Genomic DNA, 8,965 nt, shown 5'->3' on the forward strand with positions numbered 1-8,965 from the left:
TTTAATTGACTCGCGTTAACGCTGTATACAAATCATAATAAGCCAAAACCATATACTGGGAAGGATTTTCTTGAAGGGCTTCATTTACAAAAGCAATGGGTTTATTTGGCTTTTCTTTTAATAGCTGAAAAATTTGTTTTTTAAGGAATCTGCGCTTATTATCATCCTTATCAGAGGTAGCAATAATGATATAATCCGGATCCATCTGCCTGATATGCTCGTGATGAATGGGTAGTGTCCAAGCGTGCTTGGATGGATTTCCCGCAGTGCCCAATAATTGCTTAACGCCCATACGGTTTAGCAACTTACCTGTAAGGGTATGAGAGGAAGGCGTTGAAAAGGTCAGATGGTGTTTAAGGAAAAGAACTTTAGGGGGTTGTTGAGTAGAAGGGAAAGTGCTACTTATCATGTTAAAGCGATTATCAATAGCTAGCATAGCCGCTTCAACAAAATAATTTAGCAGCTCAGCCTCTATGGGGCGATTGATAATGTGTCCGATACGAAGCAAGGCATTTTGAACTTCTTCAGGCGAGTTAACATGTTTTAAAGTAAAGAGGGGAATCCCTTGTTTGTTTAGGGCTTCTAAGGTAGAGGGATTTGAGTAGTCTGCTACAAAAGCAATATCCGGACGAGCATTGTACAATTTTTCGGTGTTGTAGCGGTCTGCATCTAAAGCAATAAGATGGGTGGCCTGAACAGGATAAATAGAGGTTTGTTTACGCATTCCAGTGGGTAGAGCAACGATCAATTCGGGCTCACTAAGCGCTAACAGAAAGCTTGCTGCCACAAAAGTTTGTGGAAGAAAGCGTTTATAAGAAGTCGATAAATCAAATATATTTCCATTATCATCCTGGATAGAGGAAAGGCGGTAGTAATCATGAAGGAGATCGAGCTCTTCTTTAGAACTATTGTTAATTTGTCTTGCCAAAAGTTGGCATCTTAGAAAATCATCCCTTAATAAGCGTTTGGCAGTCCTATAGCCATACTGCTCCATGATTTGAGCATCATGGTCCCAGTCAGTGATGAGTTTACTCATCATGGAGTAATCTCCATTTAACGCTTGATGCAGGGTTTCACGCTGGAGAGTAGAGAGGTATTTAAATATAGAGGGTAGAGGTTGAGCGGAAGGACAAAGAGGGCAGGGGTCGGATGCTTGATCATTAGGTTGCTTAAAAGCTAGAGACCACCAGATGAGCATGATACTAACTGGAAGGGCATAAAAAGCAAAAGGACCAAGAAGATATTTTTTTTTCATTTTTAGATAAGGGGAGGCTCAAATTGAAAAAACAAGAGGAGTGTAAGTGATAGTAATCTAGAAGATTTTAGTTCATTCTATATGATATCTGACTTACACTCCACTCTTATTATTTCTGTTTTTCTTCCTCTTCTTCTGCGTCCCCGATAAGCGCTTCAGAAATGAGCACAATACCTGCTACGGAAGCCGAATAGGTTAATGCATTTTTTATGACTTTAGCCGGGTCTACTACGCCGCTAGCTACTAAATCTTCAATCTTTTCACTCATTACGTTGAAGCCAAAGTTGGCGTCCGCTTTTCGTACTTCTGCTAGCATCACTAATCCATCATGCCCAGCATTAAATACAATTTGCTTAAGAGGTGCTTCGCAGGCAGTGGCCACAATTTTAGCTCCAAGGGCTTCGTCACCTTCCAGTTTAAGGGTAGGGATAATTTGGCTAGCACGAATAAAAGCCACCCCTCCACCAGGCACAATGCCACCTTCAATAGCAGCTTTGGTAGAGTTCAAACTATCTTCAAAAAGTTGTTTTTTGGGCTTGAGCTCGACTTCAGTCACTGCTCCTACACGAACGACTGCTACTCCACCACTTAATTTAGCTTTACGTTCTTCTAGTTTTTCTTTGTCATAAGTACTAGTGGTATTATTAATTTCGTTTTCAATTTGCTTCACTCTTGCTTGGATAGCATCGGGCTGGCCAGCACCATTCATAATAGTTGTATGCTCTTTAGTGATGATAACTTTTTCGGCAGACCCTAGAACATGATCGGGAATTTCTTTCATGGAAATTCCTGTCTCTTCCGACACTACTCCTGCGCCAGTTAAGATAGCAATATCTTCTAGCATAGCTTTGCGTCTATCCCCGAAGCCTGGAGCTTTCACAGCAGCTACTTTTAAAGTTCCTCTTAGTTTGTTTACTACTAGCGTAGATAACGCTTCTCCTTCCAGATCCTCAGCAACAATGAGTAGATTTTTACCTGTTGTAGCTACTGACTGCAAGATGGGCAACAATTCATGAATGCTATTAATTTTACGATCGATAAGAAGAATCTGAGGATTTTCCATTTCGACAATCATTTTGTCGTTGTTAGTACAAAAGTAAGCGCTCAAGTAGCCACGGTCAAAACGCATCCCCTCTACCATCTCTAAAGTTGTATCTGTCCCTTTGGCTTCTTCAATGGTAATTACGCCGTTCTTACCTACTTTTTTTATGGCTTCAGCAATCATTTTGCCCACTTCTTCATCGCCAGAAGCTGCTACATTGGCAATAGAAAGTATCTCCCGATCACTTTGTACAGAGATAGCTTGCTTATCTATTTCGTTCACAATTGCTTCAACAGCTTTGTCAATCCCTCGTTTCACACTAATAGGACTTGCTCCAGAAGCAATTAATTTAATGCCATTTTCTACCATCGCTCCTAAAAGTAAGGTGGCACGCGTAGTTCCATCCCCACAGGTTTCCTTCATCTTTTGTACGACTTCTTTAGCCATGGAAACACCCATGTTTTTATACTGATCTTTTAAGCTAATGTCTTTGACAATCGTACTTCCATCGTTAGTGATGGTAGGCGCTCCCCAGGATTTTTCTAAGCCAACGTTTCGACCCCGTGGTCCAAGAGTGAATGCTACAATTGTGGAAAGTTCTTTAATACCCGCAAGTAGCTTTTCGCGAGCTTCTTCTTCAAATATAATTTGTTTTGGTGCAGAAGACATTGTTCTTTACTCCTTGTTGTCAACGAATTGTACAAGTTATTTATAATACAAAATAAGTTTATTTTAATTGTCTATTATAGAGTTAGGGGAGTAGATAAACTGAATCCATTCACTTGTTAATCTATCAATCCTAAATACTTTATCCTACCCTTGTAAGATAGATATTATAGTAACCTTCATCTCAGCTTAGCCTAAATTTTGGTTGCTTTTTCAGCTTTCTAAGGATAGAGACCCATTTATCAAAAGGCAGATCTATTCTAAGGGGGTTTTCTAGTTTTTAAAAAGCCCTGTAAATTACCAAGATTTCTAGTTTTAATTTCACTCGGCGAGCGAAGATAGGTTTTGCTAAATTTGCTAGCTAGAAAAGCTGAAAATAAAAAATTGCCTGTACGCCTATTTTTACCAACCAGTAAGCTTGCTAGGCGATGAATCGCAGAAGTTAAATTCATTTTTCTACCTTGATTTGAAAACCAAAAGATATAGGAATCGAGAAAAGTTTGCAAGGAGTTTTAGAATTTTTTAGCACTTCAATCAAAAGAGTGCTAGCTGTCAAAGTTTATCCTTGAAAATTCAATTTTCTAAATCTCTTATAGAAGAGAAGAAAAATTTAAATGAGCTTGAAAAGCATCAAAATCGTCCCCCACTATTCCTTTTTTCCCTTCAACGCCTTTTGGAGAACGTATAGTTTCAGGAGAAATACGCATCATCCAAAGTGAATAATCGAAAAGATCATTGTGAATTCCCTGGTTTTCTTTAAGCACGAATATATAAGGGTGTAGAATGTATTTAAGGTCTTTATGTGGATGGAAGGCCATAGCTAGAATCTCCAGTTGAAAAGTCTAATCAACATAGCAAAATCATAAGTAGTGTGGCAAGTAAAAAGCTTATTGGAGTCTCTAGGAAGGTATAAACAAAATTGTTGGCAATCTTCTCTAAGCAGCAGCTATATAAGAATTCCAGTAAGCTTCCCAGTGAGACCATCTAATCTACCTATTCTTAAGTTCAGCATGGCATGAGCATTTTCTATCTTCCGCCACGCTCTCGCTATTTTCAGCCTCTTTTGACATACCTTAAGGCTACTTTCTATCTCGCCTTAAGCCAATGGATAAAACTTTATCTAAAGCACTTTTATAATTCATCCTATCCAATCTTTTTTCTATCTATCTATAACATCTTATTAATCTTATTAAACCATTCTCCTGCTCAAGCCGATCTAGAGTACTAAACTTATTTTCAATTTCTTTGAAAACCTCTCGGCATTCTCCAGTTTTTAACTTCTCTTTACTCTCTTCTAACCAGTTCTTGGGCTTTAAAATAATGCATCAAATCGCAGTCTAAAGATAAATATTCACATAGATAATAAAAATCAATTAAGTGGTCTTTGCAGTTGGCTTTGTACTTGCTCCTTGCCAAGCTTAAGCCAAACTTCGCTTCTTTTTTAGCTTAGCAATTTTGCTTGCATGTTTTTGGTTGATCAACCTAACCATGGAAGAAGAAACTTTAATTCCGTAATGCTTCTTCATCTTTCCCCCTAATTTTCCAAATGCTACATCTGCTCCCACGTCGGTTATCGCTCACTCTAATAGCAAAGAATGCCCCTCTACATCCAATCTGGGAAGAAAGCGAAAAATGCTTAATCAACTTTCCTGCCTGTAGAAAGCATTTCTTTTCCATATCTACTATCCCAGATGTTGGATACTAACTTAGCTTTTTTTGAGTATTATCTTAACTGTAGTTTTCGAGCCTTGGCTTCCTGCCCCTTTGTTTGATGCTTTGCTCAATCCTCAACGCATTTTTCCCCTTAAGCCTCTAAACCTAGAGAATAAGAGCAAATTCAGCATCATCCGCTCCTTCAATCCCTTTAACCCTTGCGGCAATATTTAATAAATTTCTAATGGATTCTAAAAGATTAGGATACTTCTTTAATCGATTAACTACATTATTAACTTCTTCGGGCATATGCAAACTCATTTTGCTAAGCTTTTAGTATGTATTAATCCTTCCTTATCTTGTTCTTGCCAACACTTCTACTTACACCCATTTGATATTTCACTACTTCCAAACTTAAAGGCTAAGGGTCTTGTTTCTAATATTTTCTTGTATGTTTTGTGTTTTTTTCTATATATTGCCTAAAAAACGATTAAAAATATGCATGAGAATTAAAGAGGCTATACAATGAATCCTAGCTCTTCTGCCAACATTGAGCATTTACCTAATGAATTACTAATCCCTATTTTAAAGGCTTGTGCTAGTCCTTCCTTATTTAGCGTGTGTGGAAGATGGCACCATTTGCTAGCTAATGAAGTCATGCCTTCTCTTTATAAGCAAATAGGTAAAGTGCATGTTCCTCAAGGAGATGTTAACAAGCAGGCTCTTGTTTTAGATAGGATTTATAAGCTAGAAGAAGAGCTTTCTAAAACAGCAAAGGTAAATGCCATCTTTAGGCAAATTTTTACTTTAGCTAGCTCTCTTTCACCTTTAGAATTAGAACTTAAAGATAAACCTAAGGAAAAGAAATATTTTACTCTGGCTAACTACTCCTCTTATCTTGTGAATATTAATCGCCTGTTAATGTGGAAAAAAATCCCTGGGGGAGAGGGATTCTTAGATCAAGAAAAAATTAAATATCTGCCTTTACAAAGAAAAGGAGAGCTGTTTAAAGAGTGGATTGTAAGATATGGCAAAGATATGACGAGGTTAGTTTTAGCAGAAAGCGGCCTGGCTTCTTTACCTGCAGAGATTGGGCAGCTATCGCAGCTGCAACTGCTTAGATTAAATCAAAACCAGCTCACCGCTCTGTCTCCAGAAATAGGTCAATTGTCTCAGCTACAATGGCTCAGCTTAAGAAGCAACCAGCTCACCGCTCTGCCTGCAGAAATTGGACAGTTGTCTCAGCTGCAAACGCTTGACTTAAGCCAAAACCAGCTCACCGCTCTGCCTGCAGAGATAGGCCAGCTGTCTCAGCTGCAAACGCTTGACTTAAGCAACAACCAGCTTGCTTCCCTTCCTGAAGAGATAGGGCAGTTATGGCAGCTGCAAGAGCTTAGATCATGCCAAAAACCAGCTCACCAGCCTACCTACAGAAATTGATCAATTGTCTCAGCTACAATGGCTCAGCTTAACAAGCAACCAGCTCACCGCTCTGCCTGCAGAGATAGGCCAGCTGTCTCAGCTGAAAGGGTTTAACTTAAGAGGAAACCAGCTCACCGCTCTGCCTGCAGAGATAGGGCAGCTTCCTCAGCTGAAAGGGCTTGACTTAAGCCAAAACCAGCTCACCGCTATTTCTGCCGAGACAGGGCAGTTATCGCAGCTGACAAAGCTTGACTTAAGTCACAACCAGCTAGCCTCCCTTCCCGCAGAGATAGGTCAGCTGTCTCAGCTAGAATATCTTCACTTAGAAGGTAACCAACTTGCTACTCTTCCTGCAGAGATAGGGCAGTTGTCTCAGCTGAAAGAGCTCTACTTAAGCAACAACCGTCTAACCGTTATTCCTGAGGAAATTGGGCGGTTATTGCAGTTGCATTTTCTTGACTTAAACAACAACCGTCTAACCGTTATTCCTGAGGAAATTGGGCAGTTATTGCAGTTGTATTCTCTTGCGTTAAACAACAACCAGCTAACCTCTCTTCCTGCCGAGATAGGACAGCTGTCTCAGCTGCGAGCGCTTCAGGTGAAAGAAAATCCGCTGAAAAATATTCCAGATAAAATAAAGCAGCGTTTTCGCGTGTAGCTGAAATGGCTTGTGTCTTCATTAGCTAATAGGTTAAAGGAGCAAATCATATGCTTAAAAGATTCCAAGAATGTAGAGAGCCTTCCGACTCATCAAAAGCCACTAATATCTTTTCTGCTATTTGTTTCCAAACTTTGCTTGTACGTTTTGGTTTGTTCATGTATATATTGCCTAGAAAACGACTAAAAATATGCATGGCACTTAAAGAGGCTATACAATGAATCCTAGCTCTTCTGTCACCATTGAGCATTTACCTAATGAAATACTAGTTCCTATTCTAAAGGCTTGTGCTAGCCCTTCCTTATTTAGCGTGTGTGGAAGATGGCGCCATCTGCTAGCTAATGAAGTCATGCCTTCTCTTTATAAGCGAATAGGTAAAGTGCATGTTCCTCAAGGAGATGTTAACAAGCAGGCTCTTGTTTTAGATAGGATTTATAAGCTAGAAGAAGAGCTTTCTAAAGCAGCAAAGGTAAATGCCATCTTTAAACAAATTTTTACTTTAGCTAGCTCTCTTTCACCTTTAGAATTAGAACTTAAAGATAAACTTAAGGAAAAGAGGTATTTTACTCTGACTAATTACTCCTCTTATCTGGTGAATATTAATCGCCTTTTACTTTGGAAAAAGCTTCCTGGCGGAAAAGAGTACTTAGAGCAAGAAGAAATTAAGTGTTTGCCTTTACAACGAAAAGGAGAGCTGTTTAAAGAGTGGATTGAAGAAAATTGTAAAAACATCACGGCTTTAGATTTATCTAGAGTAGGCTTGACTTATTTACCTCCAGAAATAGGTCAATTATCTCAGCTGCAAAAGCTTAGATTAAATCAAAACCAGCTCACCGCTCTGCCTGCAGAAATTGGGCAGCTGTCTCAGCTGCAAACGCTTGATTTAGGCCAAAACCAGCTTACCGACCTTCCTGCAGAGATAGGACAGCTATCGCAGCTGCAAGAGCTTAACTTAAATCAAAACCAGCTCACCACCCTTCCTGCAGAAATCGGGCAGCTATCGCAGCTGCAAGTTCTTGACGTAAACATTAATCAGCTTAATTTCCTCCCTACAGAAATAGGACAGCTATCGCAGCTGCAAGGGCTTTACTTAAATCAAAATCAGCTCATCATTCTTCCTGCAGAGATAGGGCAGCTTTCTCAGCTGAAAGCGCTTGATTTAAGAATCAACCAGCTCACCGCTATTTCTGCCGAGGCAGGGCAGTTATCGCAGCTGGCAAAGCTTAACTTAGACAGCAACCAGCTAGCCTCCCTTCCCGCAGAGATAGGCCAACTGTCTCGACTGAAAGAGCTTTACTTAAACAATAACCAGCTAGCCTTCCTTCCTGCAGAGATAGGGCAGCTGTCTCAGCTGCAAGAGCTTTACTTAAGCAACAACCAGCTAACCGTTATTCCTGAGGAAATTGGGCAGCTATCGCAGCTGCAAAGGCTTTACTTAAACAACAACCACCTTACCTCTCTTCCTGACGAGATAGGAGAGCTACCAGCTCTACAAAATCTCCGGGTGAAAGAAAATCCGCTGGAATATATCCCGGATAAAATAAAGCAGCCTTTTCGCTTGTAACTGAAATGACTTGTATCTTCATCAGCTAATAGGTTAAAGAAACAAATCATATGCTTAAAAGATTCCAAGGATGTAGAGAACCTTCCCGCTCATCAAAAGCCACTAATATCTTTTCTTCTTCCTTAAGTAGCATTCATCTCTTCAAATTTCCCAGCAAGCTTTCACCTAGAGAAATAGTTAAACATTGTCTTCCAAGGAGGAAAATCATGAGGAAGATGTCTCCATTGGCATCTTGTATGGTTTACATAAAAGATAGCATCTAATAGGTCTCGTTTAGAATATTTACAGTGCCTCCCCCTCTTTTTCATAGGAAACAGAGAAAATATACTTGATTTCTTCCCACTCTTTATCACTTTAGTCGAGTAGCGCGAGGGAATCACACCCTCACGCTCTCACAGTTCCGTACGTGAGCCTCTCAGCTCATACGGCTCCTATTGTCTAGTCGCAGGTAATACGACTTTGCTGTATTCATCGATTCCTCCTGTTTCCAGTTGTTCGATTAATCTTAAGCTAAACAATATAGTCCCCTTCGCTCCACCTTCATTACAAAGGCTTCTTCGCTACTACGGGCTATTCCGCCCCTGTTCCTTGCATCGGCACTCTGGTTCTTATGGGGCTTCCATTTGAACTTCTCCCTTTTCATCAAGGCGACAGGTTCCCACGTTCCGTATAAGAGCCTGTAATTAAGTTCACGCCACCTTTATG

At 40.0% G+C, this 8,965-nt stretch carries 9 protein-coding genes; 3 read left to right on the forward strand and 6 right to left on the reverse strand.

Annotation, left to right across the window (positions count from 1 at the left end):
- Nucleotide 1: 1 nt before the first annotated feature.
- The 5 genes from DB41_RS02835 to DB41_RS11575 all read right to left on the reverse strand — a co-directional run bounded on the left by DB41_RS02835 (nt 2) and on the right by DB41_RS11575 (nt 4,937).
- Nucleotides 2-1,198 carry an ABC transporter substrate-binding protein gene (locus DB41_RS02835; RefSeq protein ID WP_162180904.1) on the reverse strand — a complete coding sequence of 399 codons (1,197 nt, stop codon included), beginning with the start codon at nt 1,196-1,198 and terminating at the stop codon, nt 2-4.
- A 166-nt stretch (nt 1,199-1,364) separates the two neighbouring features.
- The gene (gene groL / locus DB41_RS02840; RefSeq protein ID WP_039384042.1) at nt 1,365-2,966 is read right to left on the reverse strand and encodes a chaperonin GroEL; all 1,602 of its coding nucleotides are present in this window, start codon (nt 2,964-2,966) and stop codon (nt 1,365-1,367) included.
- Nucleotides 2,967-3,223: 257 nt separating this feature from the next.
- The gene (locus DB41_RS02845) at nt 3,224-3,415 is read right to left on the reverse strand and encodes a hypothetical protein (protein WP_039384045.1); all 192 of its coding nucleotides are present in this window, start codon (nt 3,413-3,415) and stop codon (nt 3,224-3,226) included.
- A 138-nt stretch (nt 3,416-3,553) separates the two neighbouring features.
- Nucleotides 3,554-3,781, reverse strand: coding sequence for a hypothetical protein (locus DB41_RS02850; RefSeq protein WP_039384046.1), 228 nt, complete (start codon nt 3,779-3,781; stop codon nt 3,554-3,556).
- 1,000 nt (nt 3,782-4,781) lie between these two features.
- Complete coding sequence (locus tag DB41_RS11575; protein ID WP_162180905.1) at nt 4,782-4,937, reverse strand: hypothetical protein; 156 nt, start codon at nt 4,935-4,937, stop codon at nt 4,782-4,784.
- Between the two features lie 204 nt (nt 4,938-5,141).
- Between DB41_RS11575 and DB41_RS10550 the strand changes: the two genes are divergently transcribed.
- The 3 genes from DB41_RS10550 to DB41_RS10560 all read left to right on the forward strand — a co-directional run bounded on the left by DB41_RS10550 (nt 5,142) and on the right by DB41_RS10560 (nt 8,260).
- Entirely contained in the window at nt 5,142-6,056 is a 915-nt protein-coding gene (locus DB41_RS10550; protein WP_052243826.1) for a leucine-rich repeat domain-containing protein, read from the forward strand.
- A 4-nt stretch (nt 6,057-6,060) separates the two neighbouring features.
- Entirely contained in the window at nt 6,061-6,696 is a 636-nt protein-coding gene (locus tag DB41_RS10555; RefSeq protein WP_052243827.1) for a leucine-rich repeat domain-containing protein, read from the forward strand.
- A 217-nt stretch (nt 6,697-6,913) separates the two neighbouring features.
- The gene (locus DB41_RS10560) at nt 6,914-8,260 is read left to right on the forward strand and encodes a leucine-rich repeat domain-containing protein (RefSeq protein ID WP_052243828.1); all 1,347 of its coding nucleotides are present in this window, start codon (nt 6,914-6,916) and stop codon (nt 8,258-8,260) included.
- Nucleotides 8,261-8,421: 161 nt separating this feature from the next.
- Here the strand turns inward: DB41_RS10560 and DB41_RS12805 are convergent, their stop codons facing one another.
- Nucleotides 8,422-8,568, reverse strand: a complete 147-nt coding sequence (locus DB41_RS12805; RefSeq protein ID WP_080502369.1) for a transposase — start codon at nt 8,566-8,568, stop codon at nt 8,422-8,424.
- Nucleotides 8,569-8,965 lie beyond the last annotated feature (397 nt).

Source organism: Neochlamydia sp. TUME1, assembly GCF_000813645.1.
Classification (GTDB): Bacteria; Chlamydiota; Chlamydiia; order Chlamydiales; family Parachlamydiaceae; genus Neochlamydia.

Excerpts from the sequence above, each read along its gene's own strand:
- DB41_RS02835 (WP_162180904.1), bottom strand. The coding sequence starts at position 1,198 with ATGCTCATCTGGTGGTCTCTAGCTTTTAAGCAACCTAATGATCAAGCA.
- groL (WP_039384042.1), bottom strand. The coding sequence starts at position 2,966 with ATGTCTTCTGCACCAAAACAAATTATATTTGAAGAAGAAGCTCGCGAA.
- DB41_RS02845 (WP_039384045.1), bottom strand. The coding sequence starts at position 3,415 with ATGAATTTAACTTCTGCGATTCATCGCCTAGCAAGCTTACTGGTTGGT.
- DB41_RS02850 (WP_039384046.1), bottom strand. The coding sequence starts at position 3,781 with ATGGCCTTCCATCCACATAAAGACCTTAAATACATTCTACACCCTTAT.
- DB41_RS11575 (WP_162180905.1), bottom strand. The coding sequence starts at position 4,937 with ATGAGTTTGCATATGCCCGAAGAAGTTAATAATGTAGTTAATCGATTA.
- DB41_RS10550 (WP_052243826.1), top strand. The coding sequence starts at position 5,142 with ATGAATCCTAGCTCTTCTGCCAACATTGAGCATTTACCTAATGAATTA.
- DB41_RS10560 (WP_052243828.1), top strand. The coding sequence starts at position 6,914 with ATGAATCCTAGCTCTTCTGTCACCATTGAGCATTTACCTAATGAAATA.
- DB41_RS12805 (WP_080502369.1), bottom strand. The coding sequence starts at position 8,568 with ATGAAAAAGAGGGGGAGGCACTGTAAATATTCTAAACGAGACCTATTA.